Source organism: Rhodanobacter sp. UC4443_H10, from assembly GCF_052978325.1.
In genome coordinates this window covers 581,414-603,371 of sequence record NZ_CM129668.1, presented here as the reverse complement: position 1 = coordinate 603,371, position 21,958 = coordinate 581,414, and the positions used below count along the sequence as shown (strand labels likewise).

At 68.2% G+C, this 21,958-nt stretch carries 19 protein-coding genes; 11 read left to right on the top strand and 8 right to left on the bottom strand.

Annotated features, from left to right (window positions below):
* Nucleotides 1-44: 44 nt before the first annotated feature.
* Entirely contained in the window at nucleotides 45-2,036 is a 1,992-nt protein-coding gene (locus tag ACVCMB_RS02735; protein ID WP_447106086.1) for an OPT family oligopeptide transporter, read from the bottom strand.
* Nucleotides 2,037-2,110: 74 nt separating this feature from the next.
* On the bottom strand, nucleotides 2,111-2,719 hold the full coding sequence (locus ACVCMB_RS02730) for a class I SAM-dependent DNA methyltransferase (protein ID WP_395118356.1): 609 nt from the start codon (nucleotides 2,717-2,719) through the stop codon (nucleotides 2,111-2,113).
* A 127-nt stretch (nucleotides 2,720-2,846) separates the two neighbouring features.
* Between ACVCMB_RS02730 and ACVCMB_RS02725 the strand changes: the two genes are divergently transcribed.
* On the top strand, nucleotides 2,847-3,134 hold the full coding sequence (locus ACVCMB_RS02725; RefSeq protein WP_447106085.1) for a hypothetical protein: 288 nt from the start codon (nucleotides 2,847-2,849) through the stop codon (nucleotides 3,132-3,134).
* A gap of 266 nt (nucleotides 3,135-3,400) precedes the next feature.
* On the opposite strand, the gene ACVCMB_RS02720 is transcribed toward ACVCMB_RS02725, so the two are convergent.
* Complete coding sequence (locus ACVCMB_RS02720; RefSeq protein WP_447106084.1) at nucleotides 3,401-4,324, bottom strand: sensor domain-containing protein; 924 nt, start codon at nucleotides 4,322-4,324, stop codon at nucleotides 3,401-3,403.
* Complete coding sequence (locus ACVCMB_RS02715) at nucleotides 4,321-4,683, bottom strand: PadR family transcriptional regulator (RefSeq protein ID WP_395118348.1); 363 nt, start codon at nucleotides 4,681-4,683, stop codon at nucleotides 4,321-4,323. The genes ACVCMB_RS02720 and ACVCMB_RS02715 overlap by 4 nt, the downstream gene beginning before the upstream one ends.
* Nucleotides 4,684-4,831: 148 nt before the next feature.
* On the opposite strand from ACVCMB_RS02715, the gene ACVCMB_RS02710 reads away from it, so the two are divergent.
* Nucleotides 4,832-5,773, top strand: coding sequence for a peptidylprolyl isomerase (locus ACVCMB_RS02710; RefSeq protein ID WP_447106083.1), 942 nt, complete (start codon nucleotides 4,832-4,834; stop codon nucleotides 5,771-5,773).
* An 82-nt stretch (nucleotides 5,774-5,855) separates the two neighbouring features.
* On the opposite strand, the gene ACVCMB_RS02705 is transcribed toward ACVCMB_RS02710, so the two are convergent.
* The 3 genes from ACVCMB_RS02705 to ACVCMB_RS02695 all read right to left on the bottom strand — a co-directional run bounded on the left by ACVCMB_RS02705 (nucleotide 5,856) and on the right by ACVCMB_RS02695 (nucleotide 10,224).
* Nucleotides 5,856-6,575, bottom strand: a complete 720-nt coding sequence (locus tag ACVCMB_RS02705; protein ID WP_447110582.1) for a phosphoadenylyl-sulfate reductase — start codon at nucleotides 6,573-6,575, stop codon at nucleotides 5,856-5,858.
* Complete coding sequence (cysI, locus tag ACVCMB_RS02700; protein ID WP_447106082.1) at nucleotides 6,572-8,266, bottom strand: assimilatory sulfite reductase (NADPH) hemoprotein subunit; 1,695 nt, start codon at nucleotides 8,264-8,266, stop codon at nucleotides 6,572-6,574. The genes ACVCMB_RS02705 and cysI overlap by 4 nt, the downstream gene beginning before the upstream one ends.
* An 83-nt stretch (nucleotides 8,267-8,349) precedes the next feature.
* Entirely contained in the window at nucleotides 8,350-10,224 is a 1,875-nt protein-coding gene (locus ACVCMB_RS02695; RefSeq protein WP_447106081.1) for an assimilatory sulfite reductase (NADPH) flavoprotein subunit, read from the bottom strand.
* Between the two features lie 158 nt (nucleotides 10,225-10,382).
* Here ACVCMB_RS02695 and ACVCMB_RS02690 point away from each other — a divergent pair, with 158 nt between their 5' ends.
* The 9 genes from ACVCMB_RS02690 to pilH all read left to right on the top strand — a co-directional run bounded on the left by ACVCMB_RS02690 (nucleotide 10,383) and on the right by pilH (nucleotide 21,474).
* The gene (locus ACVCMB_RS02690) at nucleotides 10,383-11,123 is read left to right on the top strand and encodes a sulfite exporter TauE/SafE family protein (RefSeq protein WP_395118340.1); all 741 of its coding nucleotides are present in this window, start codon (nucleotides 10,383-10,385) and stop codon (nucleotides 11,121-11,123) included.
* 21 nt (nucleotides 11,124-11,144) lie between these two features.
* A complete protein-coding gene (locus ACVCMB_RS02685; RefSeq protein ID WP_447106080.1) occupies nucleotides 11,145-12,341 on the top strand; it encodes a JmjC domain-containing protein in 1,197 nt (398 codons plus the stop codon).
* Nucleotides 12,338-13,291 (top strand): GNAT family N-acetyltransferase, encoded by a 954-nt coding sequence (locus ACVCMB_RS02680; protein WP_447106079.1) that lies wholly within the window; start codon nucleotides 12,338-12,340, stop codon nucleotides 13,289-13,291. The genes ACVCMB_RS02685 and ACVCMB_RS02680 overlap by 4 nt, the downstream gene beginning before the upstream one ends.
* 303 nt (nucleotides 13,292-13,594) lie before the next feature.
* Entirely contained in the window at nucleotides 13,595-16,435 is a 2,841-nt protein-coding gene (locus ACVCMB_RS02675) for a 2-oxoglutarate dehydrogenase E1 component (RefSeq protein WP_447106078.1), read from the top strand.
* A gap of 81 nt (nucleotides 16,436-16,516) precedes the next feature.
* On the top strand, nucleotides 16,517-17,710 hold the full coding sequence (gene odhB / locus ACVCMB_RS02670; protein WP_447106077.1) for a 2-oxoglutarate dehydrogenase complex dihydrolipoyllysine-residue succinyltransferase: 1,194 nt from the start codon (nucleotides 16,517-16,519) through the stop codon (nucleotides 17,708-17,710).
* 142 nt (nucleotides 17,711-17,852) lie between these two features.
* On the top strand, nucleotides 17,853-19,277 hold the full coding sequence (gene lpdA / locus ACVCMB_RS02665) for a dihydrolipoyl dehydrogenase (RefSeq protein WP_447106076.1): 1,425 nt from the start codon (nucleotides 17,853-17,855) through the stop codon (nucleotides 19,275-19,277).
* A 149-nt stretch (nucleotides 19,278-19,426) separates the two neighbouring features.
* On the top strand, nucleotides 19,427-20,023 hold the full coding sequence (locus ACVCMB_RS02660; RefSeq protein WP_447106075.1) for an LOG family protein: 597 nt from the start codon (nucleotides 19,427-19,429) through the stop codon (nucleotides 20,021-20,023).
* 17 nt (nucleotides 20,024-20,040) lie between these two features.
* Nucleotides 20,041-21,039: a YhdH/YhfP family quinone oxidoreductase gene (locus ACVCMB_RS02655; RefSeq protein ID WP_395118326.1), complete on the top strand. Its 999-nt coding sequence runs from the start codon at nucleotides 20,041-20,043 to the stop codon at nucleotides 21,037-21,039.
* 69 nt (nucleotides 21,040-21,108) lie between these two features.
* On the top strand, nucleotides 21,109-21,474 hold the full coding sequence (gene pilH / locus ACVCMB_RS02650) for a twitching motility response regulator PilH (protein WP_136258582.1): 366 nt from the start codon (nucleotides 21,109-21,111) through the stop codon (nucleotides 21,472-21,474).
* 72 nt (nucleotides 21,475-21,546) lie between these two features.
* On the opposite strand, the gene ACVCMB_RS02645 is transcribed toward pilH, so the two are convergent.
* A complete protein-coding gene (locus ACVCMB_RS02645; RefSeq protein WP_395118325.1) occupies nucleotides 21,547-21,945 on the bottom strand; it encodes a DUF6165 family protein in 399 nt (132 codons plus the stop codon).
* Nucleotides 21,946-21,958 lie beyond the last annotated feature (13 nt).

Sequence of the window (21,958 nt, the reverse complement as noted above, 5' to 3'; positions counted from 1 at the left end):
GTCGCGTGGCAGCCGCTGAACGGCAGCCACGCGGCAAGGCGACCTCAGCCGCCCTGCCCCATCCGCGCGATCCAGCGGTACATCACCACGATCGTCGCGGTGAAGGCGAGGCCGCCGATCCAGATCGCAGGGGTCGCGAAACTTTCGCCCACCACGGCCAGCGGCGACTGGTTGCCGGACAGCGCCACCGCTGCCGCCACGATCACGCCGAGCAGGCTCTCGCCCACGATCAGGCCCGACGCCAGCAGGACGCCCAACTGCTTGGTCGGCTCCGCCTTGGGGCCGCGCTCGGCACGCTTGTCGAACCAGGCGCCGACCATCGCGCCGACCACCACCATCAGCGTGGTCGAGGTGGGCAGGTAGATGCCCAGGCCCACCGCCAGCGGCGGCAGGCGCATCGACTTGCTGGTCTTGCCCAGCACCTCGTCGACCACGATCAGCACCGCGCCGATGCCGCCACCGATAGCGATCAGGCTCCAGTCGATGTTGCCGGTGATCACGCCCTGCGCCAGCGCCGAGATCAGCCCGGCCTGCGGCGCCGGCAACGCGCGCGCGGGGTCCACGCCCGGCGCGCCGAGGAAACCGTAGGCCTGGTTCAGCAGGTCCAGCACCGGCGGAATCACCAGCGCGCCGGCGATCACGCCGATCACCAGCGCCCATTGCTGCAGCGAGGGCGTGGCGTCCACCAGCTGCCCGGTCTTGAGATCCTGCAGGTTGTTGTTGGCGATGGAGGCCACCGCGAACACGATCGAGGTGATGAACAGCGCGAAGGCCACCAGCGCCTTGCCGGCCTCCTCCGGCACCAGCGACTTCACCCCCAGCACCAGCAGCAGCGCGGCGATGATCACCACCAGGATGCCCACGCCCGACAGCGGGCTGTTGGACGAGCCGATCAGGCCAGCCATGTAGCCGCATACCGCGGAAACCAGGAAGCTCATGATGATCACGAACACCACGCCGCCGATCACCAGCAGCGCCATGTGCTCGCCCAGCCCGCTGATGTTGGCGAAGTGGCCCAGCAGCCACGCCACGGGGATCAGGCACAGCAGGGTGATAATGCCGACCTGGCCGATCGGCATGTCGTGTTCGGTGCGCGGCAGCGAATGCAGCGTGCCCGCCTTGCGCGCGCTGGAGGCGCGCATCGCGCCGGCCAGGCCGCCGATCACCGGCTTGACCAGCTTGGCCAGCGTCCAGATCGCCGCCACGCCGATGGTGCCGGCGCCCACGAAACGCACGTAGTGGCTCCAGGTGGCCTGGGCCGCTTCCGCCGCCGCGCCGCCCTCCGGGTGCAGCAGCAGGAAGTGCGGCACCGCCCAGCCCCAGCCGATGATCGCGCCCAGCAGCATCGCCACGCCCACCCACAGGCCCACCAGGTGCCCGACCGCGAACAAGGCGAACGAGAGACCGAAGTCGAAACCGCTAGCCGCACCCCGATCACCGATGCGGAAATAGCTGGACACCGCGGCGGCGAAGATCTTGGTCTGCACGACCACGTAGAACGCCGCCGAGACGATCGAGCCCACCACCACCGCCTTCAGCCCGGCACCGCCGGACTCCACCGACTCGGCGGCCTCCGGCGAATCGCCCGAGCCCACCTTGAGCACCTCGGCGCAGGCCACGCCTTCCGGATACGGCAAGTCGGAATCGGTGACCAGCGCGCGGCGCAGCGGGATCGTGTACATCACGCCGAGGATGCCGCCGGTGGCGCAGATGCCGAAGCTCATCCAGAACGGGAAGCCGTTCCAGTAGCCCAGGATCACCAGGCCCGGCAGGACGAAGATGATCGCCGACAGCGTGCCCGCAGCCGAGGCCACCGTCTGCACGATGTTGTTCTCCTGCACGGTGGAGTTCTTCAACGCGCGCAGGATCGCCATGGAAATCACCGCGGCGGGGATCGAGGTGGCGAAGGTCAGTCCGGCCTTGAGGCCGAAGAAGACGTTCGCAGCGGTGAACACCACGGTGATCACGATGCCGATGATGACGCCACGAAGGGTGAGCTCGCGGCGCGATGGGCTGGACAAGACTGGCTGGGTCACTTCGTGCTCTCCCCCGATGAAAACTGCCGCGCACGATAGCGCGGAACCGTCGCCCGGCGATACGCCGGCCTTCGTCAGCCAGGCAGCCGCGCGCGCTCCAGCGCGGCCACATGCTGCTCCAGTCGCGGCCCGAGATAGCAATGCGATCCGCACGGCAACAGGCCCACGCGGCCGAACTCGCGCAAGTACCAGGCGGGAGCGCGCGCGATGAAACCCTGGCGGTCGCCCGCCACGTCGTCGCGGCTGGTGAACACTTCCAGAAAGGCCACGCCATCGAGCATCTCGCCGATACCATGCAGCCCGGCACGGATCTCGGCTGGCTTGAGGTAGTGCAGCACGTCGCTGCACACGATCAGGTCGAAGCGGGTGTCGAAGCGCAGCTGTTCGAGCTGGCCGAAGCGCGCCAGGCCGATCCGGCGGCTGCGGCCGTAACGCGCCACCACGTACTCGCTGGCATCCAGCCCGCGATACTCCACGCCTGGTCGCAGCGCGCGCAGCGGCGCCCGCCACGTGGCTTCGCCGCAACCCACGTCCAGCACGTTGCGGATCGTGCGGCCCAGGTAGTACTCGGTTTGCGCCACCGCCATCGCCACCTTGCGCCGCAACTCGGCCGGGGAGCCGACCGCGTGGCGCGGGTCGCGATACCACTTGTCGAAATAGCTGCGGTCGTAGGTCTTGGGCATGGCTTCCCGGCGCGGGCCGGAGTGGCTGGCGGATGAACGCCCATGGTAGCGCGCGGCACGGCATCACTTTTCGCATGCGTTTCGCTTGCGATGCTCGCCCCGCCCCCGACCACCCGGAGCCAACACCATGCCCATGATCCGTTTTCGCCTGATCGGCAGTCGCGCCGACGCCGACACCCTCATCATCGGCCTGCACGGCATCGACGGCGTCGAGCACATCGAGGAAATCGACGACCCCGCGCTGGGCATCCGCGACGACTCCAGCTCGCTGGGTTCGGCCGGCGACAGCGACGCACATGCCTATCTCATCGAAGTGGGCGCGGCCAGCGACAGCCTGGCCGACGACGTGCGCATGAACGCCGAAGTACTGGCCAGCGAATGCAGCGCCGGCATCGAGTTCGTGGATGATTTCTGAACATCGCTCCGCAGCGGTCATCCGCCCGCCAGCCGCTGCGCCGAACCGGTCCGCGGCATTCAATCGGCGACTTCCTCGGACCTTTGCGATCCGACCGTTCAGCCCACAGCCGGCGCACATCGCACGACGAAAGGATATCGACAAGCACATCCCGGACTTGTGCGTAGTCGTTCAACGACGGTCGCCGAACTCAAGCGGCAGACTCGGCAACCGACGCCGCGGAAGCCCAGGCGCTGCGCCGGCCTGGGGATGTCGGACGCGCCAGTTCAATCCGACGCCCGCGGCACCAGCATGTGCTTGGCGATATGGCCGTGCAGACGGCCCAGGGCGCGCGCCAGGTGCAGGGTGGCGAACAGCAGCAGCACGCCGATCACCAGCATGCCGATCGCCTCGCCCCAGCCTGCTGCGTGCGGGCCGAAACCCCAGTCCACCATCACCTGGTGATCCACGTACAGGCCGGCAAACCAGTCGTTGCGGAACAGTATCGCCAGCGGCGCACCGATCAGGGCCAGCGACACGCTTAGCAGGGCCACCGCCACGGTGAAATAGGCGACGCCCAGCGGCAGCATCAGCCACAGGTAGCACAGCGTGGTCCAGGTGTGCCAATCGGTGAACATGCGCCCGATGCGTTGCAGCAGGGTCAGGTCATGGCTCGGGTACAAGGGGCGGCGCGGCATGCGCATGCCCAGCATCGTCTCGACCAGGCGCCCTTCCACCAGCGACAACACGCGCACGCTGCCGAAGAACAGCACGATGATCGGCAACCCGATGATCAGCACCGAAAGCCCCACCGACAACGACAGGCCAATGGTCACCCAGCTGAAGTAGAAGATGCCGGTAGCCAGCGACAGCAGCATGTAGAACAAGGCGCTGTAGGTGCTCGAATCCGCCGCCACGCCGAAGAAGCGCCCGGCCAGCGAGCGACGCGGCGGTGCTGGCGGCGGGCGGATCGCCCGCTGCACCTTGATCTCCTGGTCGCGGTAGATCTCGGCCACCTCGTCCGGTGCGCCGTAGCTCTGCACCACTTGTTCGAGCATCGCCGCCTCGTCGCGTCCGGGGCGTTCGTAAAGCTCGGCGCGCAGGTGTTCCTCGGCGTCGTAGAGCGCATCCTGGATCAGCGCAGGGTCGGCCCCGCGCAGCGCGTCGCGCAGCTGATCGAGATATTGGGCAATCGTGCGTGGCGCGTTCATGAAACCCCTCCTTGCAAGACGTTGTCGACCGAATCGCGGGTGGCGATCCACGCGGCGGTCCAGTCGCGCAGCGCGTCGCGCCCGGGCCGGGTGATGCGGTAATAGCGTCGCGGCGGTCCGCTGATCGAAGGCTCGACCTCGCTGGCCAGCAATCCCGACGCCTCGAGATTGCGCAGCACCGGATACAGCGCGCTCTGCTTGCCGGCGAGCACGCCCTCGCCCACCGCCTCCAGCCGCTTGGCGATCTGGTAGCCGTACATCGGCTGGCGCGACTGCGCCAGCACGGCCAGCAGGACCAGCGCCACCGTGCCGGTGGACAGCTCCTTCTGGAACTTCTTCAGTTGACTGCCGTCATCCATCGCGCTCACCCGCACTGTCACCTGTTACGGTATTCATTCTAGTGTGCAGTTATGACTAGTGAATATGCCTGAAGTCATGCGCCTGCCGGCGACGCGGACGCTCTGCTAAGTTGCGGGTCTCGCCGTTGCAAACCTTGAGGGGATAGCCATGCATGCACGTCGTCAATTCGCGGCCCTGACGCTGCTGGCCAGCCTGGTCGCCGTGCCGGCGCTTGCCGCCACGGATACCCAGGCGCCCACGCCGAGCCGCGCCGAGCTGTTGGCCAAGTCCACCGCGGCCGAATGGCGCACGCCCGACCCGCACAACCTGCTGGTGATGCAGCTGCCGACCGGGCGCGTGCTGATCGAGCTGGCGCCGGACTTCACCCCGCTGCATGCGGCGAACATCCGCACCATGGCGCGCCAGCACTATTACGACGGCCTGGCGATCGTGCGGGTGCAGGACAACTTCGTCACGCAATGGGGCGACCCGGCGGGCGACAACAACGATCCCGCCAGCAAGCCGCGCTCGCTGGGCAAGGCGCACGCCACGCTGCCGCCGGAATACACGCGGCCGATCGACCCGAGGCTGGAATGGACCCCACTGCCCGACGGCGACGTCTATGCGCCCGAGGTCGGTTTCAGTGAAGGCTTCCCCGCCGCGCGTGACCCGGCCAGCGGCGAGCAGTGGCTGACCCATTGCTACGGCATGGTCGGCGTGGGACGCGACATCGGCCCGGAAACCGGCAGCGGCAGCGAGCTGTACGTGGTGATCGGCCAGTCCCCGCGCCGGCTCGACCGCAACCTGGCGATCGCCGGCCGCGTGCTGGAAGGCATGCCGCTGCTGTCCGCCCTGCCGCGTGGTACCGGCCCGATGGGCTTCTACGACAAGCCCGCGCAACGCACGCCGATCGAATCCGTGCGACTGGCCTCCGAACTGCCGCCGGCGCAGCGCCCGGCCGTGCAGGTGCTGCGCACGGACAGCGCCACCTTCGCCGCCCTGCTCGACGCCCAGCGCCACCGGCATGACGATTTCTACAAGGTGTCGTCCGGCAAGGTCGGCCTGTGCAGCGTCGACATCCCCGTGCGTGAGCCGAAAGCAGCGCATTGACGCAGGGCGGCCCTGCCCGCCTGCTCTTCAACGCACCCAGACCAGGAGCGGCGGGCACTGCCCGCCCTGCGGGGACCCACCGTCACGCGATGCCGTGCAGTCCGCACTCGCGCTTGAGGCCGAAGAAGCGTGTTTCCTCCGGGTCCATGCCGGGCTCCCAGCGACGGCTGGTGTGGTGGTCGCCGATCGAGACGTAGCCCTGCTCCCACAGCGGGTGGTACGGCAGGCGATGGCGGCTGAGATAGTGGCCGACGTCGCGGTCGCTCCAGTCGGCCAGCGGGTGCAGTTTCCAGCGGCCGTGGCGGAGTTCGAGAAAATCGATCGCGGCGCGGCTGCGCGATTGCTGCCGGCGCAGTCCGGCGATCCAGCTGCCGGCATGCAGTTCATCGAGCGCGCGCTGCATCGGCTCGATCTTGCGAACGCGGTTGTACTGGTCGATGCCACTCACTCCCTGGCGCCACAACTGGCCGTGCCGCGCCTCCATCCGCGCGGGGCTGAGCGGCGACTGGTAGACCTTGAGATTGAGCCCGAGCCGCGCCGTCAGTTGGTCGACGAAATGGTAGGTCTCGGGGAACAGGTAACCGGTATCGATCAGGATCACCGGGATGTCCGGACGCTGGCGGCTGACCAGATGCAGCGACACGGCGGCCTGCGCCCCGAAACTGGACGACAGCACGTGTTCTCCGGGCAGGTGCTCCAGCGCCCACGCCACCCGCTGCGCAGCGCTGCGCTTGGCCAGCATGGCGTTGATCCCCGCAAGCGCCTGCGCGTCGGGGGCAGTGTCCACCGGTAGCGGTTTCACGCGAGCACCGTGGCGGCGATGCGCCGCGCAGGTGGTGGCTGCAGAACAGCCGCGCGCAGCAGGAAATCACCGAAGCCCTCGCCCGCCTCGCGCTCGGCGGCATAGCGCGCGAACAGCGGGTCGAGTGCAGCGAGGATGGCCGCTTCGTCGACGTTCTCGCGCCAGACCTGGTTCAGGCGTTGGCCGCGGAAATCCGCGCCCAGGCGCAGGTCGTAACGCCCCGGGCCGCGACCGACCAGGGCGATCTCGCCCAGGTACGGACGCGAGCAGCCGTTGGGGCAACCGGACAGGCGCAGCAGGATCGGCGTGTCGAGCAGGCCGTGCCGGTCCAGCAAGGCTTCCAGTTTCGGCAGCAGCGTCGGCAGGTAGCGCTCGCTCTCGGCCATCGCCAGGCCGCAGGTGGGCAGCGCCACGCAGGCGATCGCGTGCTGGCGGATCGCGCTGTGCCTTTTGTAGCCGTCCATGCCGTGGCGGGCCACCAGGGCGTCGATCGCGGCGCGATCGGCGGCCGCCACGTTGGCGATGATCAGGTTCTGGTTGCAGGTGAGCCGGATGTCGCCGGTGTGCACGCCGGCCAGTTCGCGCATGCCGCTGAGCCAGGTGTGCGCTCCGCGGTCGAGCAGGCGGCCGGACTCCACCCGCAAGGTCAGGTGCCAGCGCCCGGCATGGCCTTCGACCCAACCGTAGCGATCGCCGTTATTGTCGAAACGGAACGCGCGCGCCGGCTCCAGCGCGAAGCCCAACCGTCGCTCGATCTCGGCCTTGACCGCACCGAGCCCAAGCGTGTCGATGGTGTACTTCAGCCGTGCATGCTTGCGCTCCTCGCGATCGCCCCAGTCGCGCTGCACGGCGATGACGGTTTCGGCCAGCGCGATGAGTTGCGACGGCCGCACGAAGCCGATCACGTCGGCCAGCCGCGGATAGGTGGCCGGGTCGCCATGGGTGGCGCCCATGCCGCCGCCGATGCCCACGTTGAATCCAAGCAACTCGCCGTGTTCGACGATGGCGATCAGGGCCAGGTCCTGGGCGAACACGTCGATGTCGTTCTGCGGTGGGATCGCCAGCCCGATCTTGAACTTGCGCGGCAGATAGGTGGCGCCGTACAGCGGTTCGCTTTCGTTGGCGGCTTCCTCGCCCACCAGCTTTTCGCCATCGAGCCAGAACTCGTGGTAGGCGCGCGTCTTCGGCTTGAGGTGCTCGGACAGGCGCACCGCCCACGCGTACGCCGCCTCGTGCGCCGGCGATTCGACCGGGTTGGTGTTGCACACCACGTTGCGGTTGACGTCGCCGCAGGCGGCGATGGTGCTGGCCATGGCCGCGTTGATCGCGGCGATGGCGGGCTTCAGGTCGCGCTTGATGATGCCGTGCCACTGGAAAGTCTGCCGCGTGGTGATGCGCAGTCCGCTGGAGGCGTAGTCGCCGGCGATCCGGTCGAAGGCGAGCCACTGCGCCGGGGTCATCACGCCGCCAGGCAGGCGCGCGCGCACCATGAAGGCATACGCCGGCTCCAGCTTCTGGCGGCGGCGCTCGTCGCGGATGTCGCGATCGTCCTGCATGTAGCTGCCGTGGAACTTCAGCAGCTTGGTGTCGCTCTCGGCGATCGCGCCGGTGACGGCATCGGCCAGCCCCTCGGCGATGGTGCCGCGCAAGAGGCGGCTTTCGATCTTGATCTTTTCCAGGTGGGAAGGCATCGGGATTCAAGCCAGTTCGCGTTCGGGTTGCATGCTTATTTGTTCGTCATTCCCGTGAAGGCGGGAATGACGACGCGGTTCAATCAATAGACATCGCGGGCGTAACGCCCCTGCTGCAGAAGATCGGCCAACCAGGCCCGCGCGCCCTCGGCGGACAACGCGCCGTGGGTGGCGACGATCTCCAGCAGGGCTTCGTGCACGTCCCGGGCCATGTGCGCGGAATCGCCGCAGACATACAGATGCGCGCCTTCGCGCAGCCATGCGTACAGTTCACGACCGTTCTCGCGCAGGCGCTGCTGCACGTAGACCTTGTGCGAGTCCCTCGCAACACCCCGCACATCCCTGGGCGGACTCTCTGAACGAGCCACGCCGTCGCGCGAGAAGGCCAGGTCGAGGCGGCTCAGGCTGCCGCGGCGCAAGGCGTCCTGCCACTCGAGCTGGTAGAGGAAGTCGCGGGCGAAGTGGCGGTTGCCGAAGAACAGCCAGTTGCGGCCGCTGGCGGCAATCGCCTCGCGCTCCTGCACGAAGGCACGGAACGGGGCGACGCCGGTACCGGGGCCGATCATGATCACGTCGCGACTGCCGTCGGCCGGCAGGCGGAAGCGTTCGTTCGGTTCGATGAATACCGGCACTGTCGCGTCATCGCCCGCGCCGGCAAGGAAGCTCGATGCCGCGCCGTAATGCGTGCTGCCATGCGCAGCGTATTCCACCACCGCCACGGTCAGGTGCACCTCGTCCGGCCCCACCGCTTTCGGGCTGGACGCAATCGAATACAGCCGTGGCGTCAGCGGGCGCAGTGCGGCGACCAGTTCGGCGGCGTCCCACGCGGCGGGAAACTCGCGCAAGAGATCGATCGGCTGGTGGCTTTCCAGCAAGGCGGCGAACTCGGCGCGCTGCTCCGGAGCCAGCAGGCGCTGCAGACCTGCATGCCTCGTGGCTGCGGCCTGCGCCGCGACCAACGGACGGGTCAGTCGGGTGATTTCGCGCTCCTCCGCCAGCCAGCGCGCCAGCGGCAGGTGCTTGCCGCCATGTTCGACTTCCGCAGCGCCATCCAGCCGCAACGTCGTCAGCCACTGCTCGACCAGCGCCGGCGGATTGCGCGGCCACACGCCGACCGCATCACCGGCTTCGTAACGCAGGCCCGAACCTTCCAGCGACAGTTCGACATGCCGCACGTCGCGCCCGCTGTCGCGCGAGACGATGCGCTGGTTCTCCAGCACGGCGGCGGCGAACGGCTGCCCGCGCGAGTATGTCGCCACCGTGCGCACCGCGTGCAGTGCCGCGCCTTGACGCGAAGCCGTCGCGGGCACGTCGAGCGTCTCGCGGGCTGCGGCGAGGGCGCGTTCGGACCAGCCTGCCGCCGCCGCCTCGAAATCCACGTCGGCCTCGCCCAGCTCGGCAAAGCGCTGTCCACCCAGCTCGGCCAGCCGCGCATCCAGCGCCTGGCTGACCGCGCAGTACTTCGGGTAACTCGAATCGCCCAGGCCCAGCACGGCGAACTTCAGTTGCGGCAACTTCGGTGCGCGCTTGCCGGCGATGAACTCGATGAAGCCGATCGCATCGTCCGGCGGATCGCCGTCACCCTGGCTGCTGATCACCACGCTCAGGAAGCGCTCCTGGGCCAGCTCGCGCAGCGGGTAGGCGCCGGCGCGCAGCAAGCGCACCGGCAGGCCGGCGGCCTCGGCGCGAGTCGCCAGTTGCTCGGCCACACGGCGGGAGTTGCCGGTCTGGCTGCCATAGACGATGGTCAACCGCCGGCCCGCGTCCGCCGGTTGCTCGCCCATGCCCGGCAAGCTGGCCGCAACCGCGCCGCCAGCGGCGGCCGCGGCGCTGTACGCCGCGATCCAGTACAGGTCGGCCGGTGCCAGGCCGTGGGTCAAGCGGGCCAGCAGCGCCAGCCGCTCCGGATCGAGCGTAGGTGCAGGCGGCAGCGATTTCAGCGCAGCGTTCACGGTCATTCCTTCTGGACGTCTTTACGTCCATATGACAATGGTAGGTTTCGGTTCGAACTCGGGGAAAGCATCTGTCGGCATGTCGTTATGTCCGCTGCTCATTTCCTGCGCGCGGCCGGGCGCGCCGTATACTGCGCATCCACCCGATGTGGTTGCCGACGCGCTTGAGCGAACTGCTTGCATTCATGGTCGTGGGCGCCCTCGCCCAGCTGGTCGACGGCGCGCTGGGCATGGCCTTCGGGGTCACCGCGTCCGGCCTGCTGCTGGCGCTGGGCGTGCCGCCGGTGGCCGCCAGCGCCAGCGTGCATTACGCGGAGGCCTTCACCTGCGGTGCTTCCGGCCTCAGCCACCTGCTGGCCGGCAACGTGCGCCGCGCGCTGTTCCTGGCACTGGTGATCCCCGGCGTGTTGGGGGCGCTGATCGGCGTGTGGATCGCCGTGCACGTACCGCCTTCCTGGCTGCGCGCCTTGCTGGCGCCCTACCTGCTGGGCATGGGCGGCTTCCTGCTGCTGCGCTGCCGACGAGCGGCCGGCGCACGCATGGACGTCCCGCGCGGCACCGGCATCACCGGCGGCATTGCCGGCCTGGTCGACGCCATCGGCGGCGGCGGCTGGAGCGCGATCACCGTCACCACGCTGCTGGCGCGCGGCCTGCAGCCGCGAGCGGTGATCGGCAGCGTGCACCTGGCCAAGTGCGTGGTCAGCGTGGCCGCCAGCTTCAGTTTCCTGCTCACCATCGGCGTCAGCCATGCGGCCGCGGTGGTCGGGCTGATCATCGGCGGCGCCCTGGCCGCGCCGTTCGGCGCCGTGTTCGTGCGACGCGTGCCGGCGCGCGTCGCCACCGCGCTGGCCGGGTTGGCAGTGCTGGCGCTGGGCCTCAACAACACCGTGCGCCTGTTCACCTGAGCCGGCCACTACAATGGCCGGATGAACGCCACCCCGACTTTTCCGATTGAAGTGCGCGGCAGCGCCACGCGCCCGCTGGGCATGAGCCCGGCCCGTTTCCTGCGCGACTACTGGCAGAAGCGCCCGCTGCTGATCCGCAACGCCTTCCCCGGCTTTCGCCCGCCGCTGCAACCGGACGATCTCGCCGGCCTGGCCTGCGAGCCCACCGCGCTGGCGCGGCTGATCGTGCACGACGAGGCGCGCGACCGCTGGCGGGTCAAGTCGAGCCCGCTGGAGGAGGCCGATTTCGCCGCCACGCCACCACGCAACTGGACCTTGCTGGTGCAGGACGTGGACAAGTGGGACGCCGACGTGGCCGGCCTGCTGCAACACTTCCGGTTCCTGCCGAGCTGGCGCATGGACGACGTGATGGTGTCCTACGCCGAACCCGGCGGCGGCGTCGGCGCGCATATCGATCAGTACGACGTGTTCCTGCTGCAGGGCCTGGGCCAGCGCCACTGGGCGATCAGCGACGATCCGCTGGCACCGAAGGCGTTCCGGCCCGACATCGAGCTCAAGCAACTGGTGCAGTTCGAGCCGACCCACGAATGGCTGCTCGACCCGGGCGACATGCTCTACCTGCCGCCAGGCGTGCCGCACGACGGCGTCGCCTTCGACGGCCCGTGCATGACGTTCTCCGTCGGCATGCGCGCACCCTCGCAGGCCGAACTGACCGGCGACCTGGCCGATTACATCGCCGAGCAGCTGCCTGACGAGTTGCGTTACGCCGATCCCGACCTGGCCCCGGCCCGGCATGCCGGCGAGATCGACCGCGCCGCGCTGGAGCGGCTCAAGGCGGCCCTGCCATTTGCCGCCGCCCTGCGCGAGGACCTGCTGCGTGACTGGTTCGGCCGCTTCATCACCCGCTACCGCAACGCGCAGGTGCCGGTGGCGCCGGAGCATCCACTGAGCGAGGAGCGGTTCGCCGCGCGCCTCGCCGCCGGTGCCCGACTGCTGCGCCACCCCTGGGCGCGCATGGCCTGGGCGGGCGGCAAGACCGGTGGCGTGCTGTACGTGTGTGGCCAGGCCTATGGCGCCTCGGTGGAACTGGCGCAACGGCTGTGTGCCGAACGCGAACTGGCCTTCGACCGCACGCCTGTCGCCGCCGACCGCGAACTCCTGCTCGCCCTGGTCAACGACGGCCACCTGCTGCTGCGCCCGGCGCGCCGCCGCCGATGAAGCTGCAGCACTTCCACGTCGAGATCGCCGACTGGTCACGCGAGGACCAGCGCGCCGCCCTGCTCGACCTGCGCGCCACGGTGTTCATCCACGAACAGGGCGTGAGCGAGCAGCGCGAGCGCGACGGGCTGGACGTCGACTGCTGGCACGTGCTGGCCCGCAACGATACCGGCCACCCGATCGGCTGCGGCCGGCTCACGCCGCAACACAAGATCGGTCGCATGGCGGTATTGCCGGACTGGCGCGGCCAGGGCGTGGGCGCGGCGCTGCTGCGCGAGCTGCTGGGCCTGGCGCGCGCGCAGGGCTGGCCCGAGGTGGCACTGGACGCCCAGGTCAGCGCGATCGGCTTCTACACCCGCGCCGGTTTCGTGGCATATGGGGACGAATTCGAGGACGCGGGGCTGGCACACCGCGCCATGCGGCTGGTGTTCGAGCGGGACGCGACGGTCGAGCATCCGCCTGGTCGCGATCCCGGACGGCTGACGACCGGCACGGCGGCGGAATGCGTGCAGGCGCGGCTGCAACTGCTGCGTGATGCGCGTCATCAGCTGGCCGTGCGCCTGCCCGCGCTCACTGCCGATACCTTCGCCGATGCGGAACAACTGGCCGAGTTGCGACGCATCGCCACCTCCGGCCGCAGTGCGCTGATCCGGGTGCTGCTGCACGAGCCGCAGGCCGCGCTGCAGGCCGACCATCCACTGATCGGCCTGGCCCAGCGCCTGTCCAGCGCGTTCCAGATCCGCGTGCCGGTGGACGACGTCGACCTGGCCTGGCCTTCGGCCTGCCTGCTCAACGACGTCGGCGGTTACCTGTTCCTGCCCGCGGCGGAGCGTCCACCTGGACGCGCGGCGCGCGACGACCGCGCCGGCGCCGCGCCGCTGCAACAGCAATTCGACGAGGTGTGGGAGCGCTCCGAGCGCGCCACGGCGCTGCAGCGGCTGGATATCTGAGCGAGACGGCCGCGCGGACTGAACCGCAGCTGGCTCGTGGCCATCCGCGTCCGCGACGATGCACAACGCGACCAGGCCACACCCCTTGCGCGTTTGCGACCGTGCATCGTGGCCGCGGAGCCGCGCCGCAGGCCGTCTACGACCATTTCACGGGTTGCCGTGCCGTGGCGGGCGAAGGGTATAATCATGCAGATTGATACCAGTCATCCGCACGAGCCACCGGTCGGACTTGAAAACCGGTCGCAAGCCGCGACGTTCAGCTCACATGGATGGCTGCAAGCCTCTTTTTCTGCCGGTGGTGACGTGAGTACAAACCTGATCCGCGAGTTCTACGAATCCTCCCAACTCGCTGGCGGCAACGCCGATTACGTGGAATCGCTGTACGACGCATGGCTGGCCGACCCCACGGCCGTTCCCGCCGAATGGGCAGGTTATTTCGAGACGTTCAAGGGTCGCGAATCGGGCGATGTCCCGCATGGCGCCGCCATTGCGCGGATCGAGGCGGCGCAGAAGCAGGGCCGCAACGGCGCCGCCGCCGTACCGATGAGCGACGAGTACGCACGCAAGCAGGCCGGCGTGCTGCGCCTGCTCACCGCCTACCGCTCGCGCGGCCACCTTGCCGCCGACCTCGACCCGCTGGGCCTGGCCGACAAGATGCCGGCCCCCGATCTCGGCCTGGCCTTCCACGGCTTGTCCGACGCCGACCTGGATACCGAATTCGACACCGGCAACTACGCTGGCGGCGGCCAGCGGCTGAAACTGCGCGATCTGCTCGACCGGCTGAAGAAGACCTACGCCAGCTCGATCGGCGCGGAGTTCATGCACATCAGCAACCACGAGCAGCGCAACTGGATCTACAGCCGGCTCGAACAATCCGCCGGCCAGAGCGGCCTGGACAAGGCCGGCAAGCAGCGCGTGCTGGACGGCCTCACCGCCGCCGAGGGCTTGGAGCGCTACCTGCACACCAAGTACGTCGGCCAGAAGCGCTTCTCGCTGGAAGGCGGCGACAGCCTGATCCCGATGCTCGACGACGTGGTGCGCGCGGCCGGCGACAACGGCATCAAGGAGCTGGTGATCGGCATGGCCCACCGCGGCCGCCTCAACGTGCTGGTCAACATCCTGGGCAAGCCGCCGAAGACCCTGTTCGACGAGTTCGAGGGCCGTTTCGACCATCCCGACGACCCGGCCCACTCCGGCGACGTGAAGTACCACATGGGCTTCTCCGCCGACGTCAAGACGCCCAAGGGCGGCGTGCACGTGGCGCTGGCGTTCAACCCCTCGCATCTGGAAATCGTCAACCCGGTGGTGACCGGCTCGGTGCACGCGCGCCAGACCCGCCGCCGCGATACCGCGCACACGCAGTCGATGGCCGTGCTGATCCACGGCGACGCCGCGTTCGCCGGCCAGGGCGTGAACATGGAACTGTTCAACATGTCGCAGGCACGCGGCTTCAAGATCGGCGGCAGCCTGCACATCGTGGTCAACAACCAGGTCGGCTTCACCACCTCCAATCCGGAGGACGCGCGTTCCACCATGTACTGCACCGACCTGGCCAAGATGGTCAACGCGCCGGTGCTGCACGTGAACGGCGACGATCCGGAAGCGGTGATCCTGGTGACCCGGCTGGCCTACGACTTCCGCAAGCGGTTCCGCCGCGACGCGGTGATCGACCTGGTCTGCTACCGCCGCCACGGCCACAACGAGGCCGACGAGCCGGCCGCCACGCAGCCGGTGATGTACCAGATCATCCGCAAGCGTCCGACCGCGCGCGACCTTTACCAGCAGCAACTGGTGAAGGCCGGCGTACTGGCCGAGGGCGAGGCGGCGAAGCAGTTCGACGCCTACCGCGAGCGCCTGGAAGCCGGCGCACCGATGACCGACCTGGACCCCAGCCCCGTCCGCGACGGCCACGTCGACTGGGCGCGCTTCATCGGCGGCAAGCTGTCGCTGCCCACCGACACCACGGTGCCCATGCGCAAGCTGCAGGAACTGGCCAGCAATATCCTCACCCTGCCCGCCGACCTCACCCTGCAGGGCCGCGTGGCCAAGATCTACGAAGACCGCCGCAAGATGGCCGCCGGCGAACAGCCCGCCGACTGGGGCTTCGCCGAGAACCTGGCCTACGCGACCCTGGTCGACGGCGGTTTCGACATGCGCCTGGTCGGCCAGGATTCCGGCCGCGGCACGTTCTTCCACCGCCATGCGGTGCTGCACGACCAGAAGGACGGCCACACCTACATGCCGCTGGCCGCAGTGCGCGCCACCGCCGATGTCGAGGTGATCGACTCGCTGCTCAGCGAGGAGGCGGTGATGGCGTTCGAGTACGGCCACTCCACCACCGACCCGGACACCCTCAACATCTGGGAGGCCCAGTTCGGCGACTTCGCCAACGGCGCGCAGGTGGTGATCGACCAGTTCATCAGCTCGGGCGAATCGAAGTGGAACCGGTTGTGCGGCCTGGTGCTGCTGCTACCGCACGGCTACGAAGGCCAGGGGCCGGAGCACTCCTCCGCCCGGCTGGAGCGTTTCCTGCAGCTGTGCGCGATGGACAACATGCAGGTCTGCGTGCCGACCACGCCGGCGCAGGATTTCCACATGATCCGCCGGCAGATGCTGCGCGCCGCGCGCAAGCCGCTGATCGTGATGACGCCCAAATCGCTGCTGCGCCACAAGCTGGCGGTGTCGAGCCTGGACGAGCTGGCCAACGGCAGCTTCCAGCTGGTGATCGGCGAGCATCGCAAGCTGGCCGCGAAGAAGGTCAAGCGCGTGGTGCTGTGCTCGGGCAAGGTCTACTACGACCTGCTGAAGGAAGCCGAGAAGCGCGCCCTGGCCGACGTGGCGATCGTGCGCGTCGAGCAGTTGTATCCGTTCCCCCGCGTGGAGGTCAGCGCCGAGCTGGACAAGTATCCGTCGGCGAAGGAAGTGATCTGGTGCCAGGAGGAGCCGATGAACCAGGGCGCCTGGTTCCAGATCCGCCATCACCTGCAAGCCTGCACGGGCAGCAAGCACAGCCTGTCGTACGCCGGTCGCGCGCGCTCGCCGGCGCCGGCCGCCGGCCACCACAACACGCACGTCGCCGAACAGGCGGCGCTGGTCGAACAGGCCCTGGTCGAGCCGGTCGGTACCGACCACGCCGCCGAGTAATCCGTTTCGAACGGGGCGGTCGCGATTGGCCGCCCCTGCTTCTTGTGTCCATCGACAGTCGCACAAACCCAAGAGCCTCTTATGTCCATCGAACTGAAAGTCCCCGTGCTGCCCGAGTCCGTCTCCGACGCCACCATCGCCAGCTGGCACAAGAAGGCCGGTGACGCGGTGAAGCGCGACGAGAACCTGGTGGATCTGGAAACCGACAAGGTGGTGCTGGAAGTGCCCGCGCCGGTTGACGGCGTGTTGAAGGAGATCAGGCACGAGGTCGGCGACACGGTGAACAGCGAGCAGGTCATCGCGATCATCGAGGAAGGCGCCACGGCGGCTGCGCCGGCTCCGGCCGCCGCCGCTCCGGCGCCCGCGGCCGCGGCGCCCGCCCCCGCCGCGTCGAAGGCCGCCGCCGAGCTTTCGCCCGCCGCGCAGCGCGTGGCCACCGAGAGCAAGGTCGACACCTCCGCCATCGCCGGCACCGGCCGCGACGGTCGCATCATCAAGGAAGACGTGGTCAACGCCGGTTCGCGCCCTGCCGCAGCTCCCGCCGCCGCGCCGGCCGCGAAACCGACCCCGGGCGTCCGCCCGGAAGAGCGCGTGCCGATGACCCGCATGCGCGCGCGCATCGCCGAGCGCCTGATGCAGTCGAAGAACTCGATCGCCATGCTGACCTCGTTCAACGAGGTGAACCTGGCCGAAGTGGTGAAGATGCGCAAAGCCCTCGGCGACGCGTTCCAGAAGGAACACGGCATCAAGCTCGGCTTCATGAGCTTCTTCGTCAAGGCGGCGGCCGAGGCGCTGAAGCGCTATCCGTTCGTCAACGCGTCGGTCGACGGCAACGACGTGATCTACCACGGCTACCAGGACATCTCGATCGCCGTGTCCACCGACAAGGGCCTGGTCACGCCGGTGCTGCGCGACGTGCAGGACATGAGCTTCGCCGACGTCGAGAAGGGCATCGCCGACTACGCCACCAAGGCGCGCGCGAACAAGCTGTCGCTGGACGACCTGCAGGGCGGCACCTTCACCATCACCAACGGCGGCACCTTCGGCTCGCTGCTGTCGACGCCGATCGTGAACCCGCCGCAGAGCGCGATCCTCGGCATGCACACGATCAAGGAGCGCCCGATCGTCGAGAACGGCCAGATCATCGCCGCGCCGATGATGTACATCGCGCTCAGCTACGACCACCGCATCATCGACGGCAAGGACGCGGTGCTGTTCCTGGTCGACATCAAGAACCAGCTGGAGAATCCGCAGCGGATGCTGTTGGGTCTGTGATCGCTTGAGCCCCTCTCCCGCCGGGAGAGGGGTTGGGGCGAGGGTTCGGTGATACCGCAACGCCTCGCTCCGCCCGCACCCTCATCCGGCGCTTCGCGCCACCTTCTCCCGGCGGGAGAAGGAAAGAGCAAAGAGGAAAATCATGAGCGACAAATTCGATGTCATCGTCATCGGTGCGGGCCCGGCCGGTTACCACGCCGCGATCCGCGCCGCGCAGCTGGGCCTGAAGACCGCCGTGGTCGATGCCTTTGTCGGCAAGGATGGCAAGCAGGCACTCGGCGGCACCTGCCTCAACGTGGGCTGTATCCCGTCGAAGGCGCTGCTCGACTCCTCCAAGCAGTTCTACAACCTCGCGCACAATCTTCCCGTGCACGGAATCAGCGTCGAGAACGCCAAGGTCGACCTCAAGACCTTCATCGGCCGCAAGGAAAAGATCGTCAAGCAGTTCACCGGCGGCGTGGCGCAACTGTTCAAGGCCAACAAGATCACCAGCTTCTTCGGCACCGGCAAGCTGCTGAAGGGCAACCAGGTCGAGGTCACCGGCAACGACGGCGCCAGGCAGACCATCGCTGCCACCAACGTGATCCTCGCCTCCGGTTCGGTGCCGATCGAGTTGCCGTTCGCGAAGTTCGACGGCAAGAACATCATCGACAACGCCGGAGCGCTGGAACTCGATGCCGTGCCGAAGCGCCTGGGCGTGATCGGCGCCGGCGTGATCGGACTGGAGCTGGGCAGCGTGTGGCGCCGCCTGGGCGCGGAAGTCACCGTGATCGAGGCGCTGCCGGAATTCCTCGCCGTCGCCGACGCGGACGTCGCCAAGGTCGCCGCCAGGGAATTCGCCAAGCAGGGCCTGGACATCAAGCTCAACGCCAAGCTCAACAAGGCCGAGGTGAAGAAGGACGGCGTGCACCTGGTCTACACCGACAAGGACGGCGAGCAGAAGCTCGTCGTCGACAAGCTGCTGGTCGCCGTGGGCCGCCGCGCCTATACCGCCGGCCTGCTGGCCGACGACACCGGCGTGAAGCTGGACGAGCGCGGCCGCATCGTGGTCGACGAGCATTGCCACACCGGCGTGGACGGCGTGTGGGCGGTCGGCGATGCAGTGCGCGGCCCGATGCTTGCGCACAAGGGTTTCGAGGAAGGCATGGCGGTCGCCGAGTGGATCGCCGGCAAGGCCGGCCACGTCAGCTACGACACGATCCCGTGGGTGATCTACACCGAGCCGGAGATCGCCTGGGCCGGCAAGACCGAGAAGCAGCTCAAGGACGAGGGCGTGCCGTACAAGGTCGGCACTTTCCCGTTCGCCGCGATCGGCCGCGCCGTCGCGATGAACGAGGCGGTCGGTCAGGTGAAGATGATCGCGCACGCCGAAACCGACCGCATCCTGGGCGTGCACATGGTGGGTCCGGGCGTCTCCGAGCTGATCGCCGAATGCGTGGTGGCGATGGAGTTCAAGGGGTCCTCCGAGGACCTCGCCCGCATCGTCCACGCCCATCCGACCCTGTCCGAGGCCGTGCACGAAGCCGCCTTGTCGGTCGACAAACGCGCCATCCACAAGGGCAACTGAAGCCCGCGCAGAGCCAACGCGGCCCGCTCGTGGCGACATGGGCGGGTCGCTCTTTTTCAGAAATGAGTGGAGAGAAGTGAGAAACGAGAGAGAGCATGCAAGCGCACACTCTTTTCTCACTCCTCTCCACTCTCCACCCAGGTAAGCCCATGGCCCAACCCACCGCCATCTGCGTCTACTGCGGCTCCAGCAGCGGCCGGCATCCCGAGTACGCCGAGCAGGCACGCGCCTTCGGCAGCGAGATGGCTCGACGTGGCATCGCGCTGGTCTACGGCGGCGGCAAGGTCGGCCTGATGGGTGTGGTGGCCGACGCGGTGCTCGCCGGCGGCGGCAAGGTCATCGGGGTGATTCCTCGGCAACTGGTGGAGCTCGAAGTGGCCCATCCGGGTCTGAGCGAACTGGTGGTGGTCGAGACCATGCACCAGCGCAAGACGCGTATGTACGAGCTGTCCGACGCCTTCGTCGCCCTGCCCGGCGGCTTCGGCACGATGGACGAGATGTTCGAGATGCTGACCTGGGCCCAGCTCGGCCTGCACCGCTACCCCTGCGCCTTCCTCGACGTGCGCGGCTACTACCGCGACCTGCGCACGCTGATGGAGCACATGGTCGACGAATCCTTCGTGAAGGCGGCGCAGCGCGACAGCATCTGGTTCGGCGACGACATCGCCGCATTGCTCGACTGGATGCGGGACTACGAAGGCAGCTACACGCCCAAGTGGATTTCCTCCCGCAGCGTCGACGCCTGATTCCACAGGAGGTCGAAATGACCCGTTTCCGCGCGTTCCGCATCCACAACGACGACGCCGGCTACCGCGCCGGCATCGAGACCATGGACACCGGTGCGCTGTCGCCCGGCGAGGTGCTGGTCAAGGTCGCGTATTCCTCGGTCAACTACAAGGACGCGCTGGCCGGCACCGGCAAGGGCCGCATCCTGCGCACCTATCCGCTCAACGGCGGCATCGACGTGGCCGGCCACGTGGTCGCCTCGACCGATCCGGCGTTCAGGGAAGGCGACGCGGTGCTGTGCACCGGCAGCGGCCTGTCCGAGACGCGCGACGGCGGCTATGGCGAATACGCACGCCTCGACGCGCGCTGGACGATCCCGCTGCCGGCGTCCTTGAGCCTGCGCGAGAGCATGATCCTCGGCACCGCCGGCTTCACCGCCGCACTGGCCCTGCTGCGCATGCAGGACAACCGGCAAACACCGGCGCTCGGCCCGATCGCGGTAACCGGCGCCAGCGGTGGCGTCGGCATGCTGGCAATCGACATCTTCAGCCGCGCCGGTTACGAAGTGCACGCGATCAGCGGCAAGCCGGACCACTTCGACTTCCTGCGCAGCCTCGGCGCCACGGACTGCATCGACCGCCACCAGCTCGCCTTCAGCGGCAAGCCGATGGACTCGGCCCGCTTCGGCGGAGCGCTGGACAACGTCGGCGGCCGCATGCTCGCCGGCCTGCTGCCGCTCATCGCACCCTACGGCAACGTGGCAATCTGCGGCAACGCCGGCGGCATCGCGTTCGACAGCACGGTGATGCCCTTCATCATCCGCGGCGTGAGCCTGTTGGGCGTGGCTTCGGCCGGCACCGCGCGGGACATTCGCGACGACATCTGGCGGCGCCTGGCCAGTGAGTGGAAGCCGCGGCACCTGGAGCGCATCGGCACGCGCGACATCGCACTGGAAGAGTTGCCGCAGGCGTTCGAGCGCATGCTTGCCGGTGATTCCTTCGGCCGCACGCTCGTGCACATCGACCATCCGGTTTGACAGCGACGTGCTTGGAAGTACCATCGTCACGCCTTAGAATCATCGAAACCCGCAGGGAACCCCCAACCCATGGCACGCATCCTGATCGTCGACGACTCCCCCTCCCAGTTGCTGGGCATCAAGCGGATCGTCGAGAAACTCGGGCATGAGACGCTGTCGGCCGAAGACGGCGCCGCTGGCGTCGAGGTGGCCAAGGCGGAACTGCCCGACCTGATCCTGATGGACGTGGTCATGCCCAACCTCAACGGCTTCCAGGCCACCCGCACGATCAGCAAGAACGCCGACACCGCGCACATCCCGATCATCCTGGTCACCACCAAGGACCAGGAAACCGACAAGGTGTGGGGCATGCGCCAGGGCGCCAAGGCCTACGTGACCAAGCCCATCAAGGAAGAGGAACTGGTCAAGGCGCTGGACGAATTCCTGCCCCACTGACCCGTCTCCCATTTGCACGAAAAACGGCGCCCGCGGGCGCCGTTTTTCGTGAAGCGGCCGGCCGGCGGTCGGTCAGCCGGCGCGGTAATCCTGGTACGACTTTTCCTCGACCAGCTGCGAACCGAGCTTGAGGTTGATCGCGCGTTTGAACGCGGCGCGCTCGTCGTTGCGGAAATACACCGAGCGGGCCAGCTCGATGAAGTCCCGGTCGAACTCCTGCGCGCGTTCCTTCAACCGGATCTTGTCCTCGATATCCCACAGCAGCTCGTTCACCGCGAGCAGACTGGCGCGCTCCTCGCCGATGTCGATCCGCGACGCCGCGTCGTTGGCCCAGATCGCGTTGAGCAGGTCCAGCTCGTTGCGCACGTTGGCCAGCTTGGCGTCGTCGGTCATCCGTCGCGACTTGATTTCGAGGATGGTGATCTTGTCGATCAGTTCGCCGTGGGAAACGGGGGTCTGGATCAGGCTCATGCTCGGCTCCGTG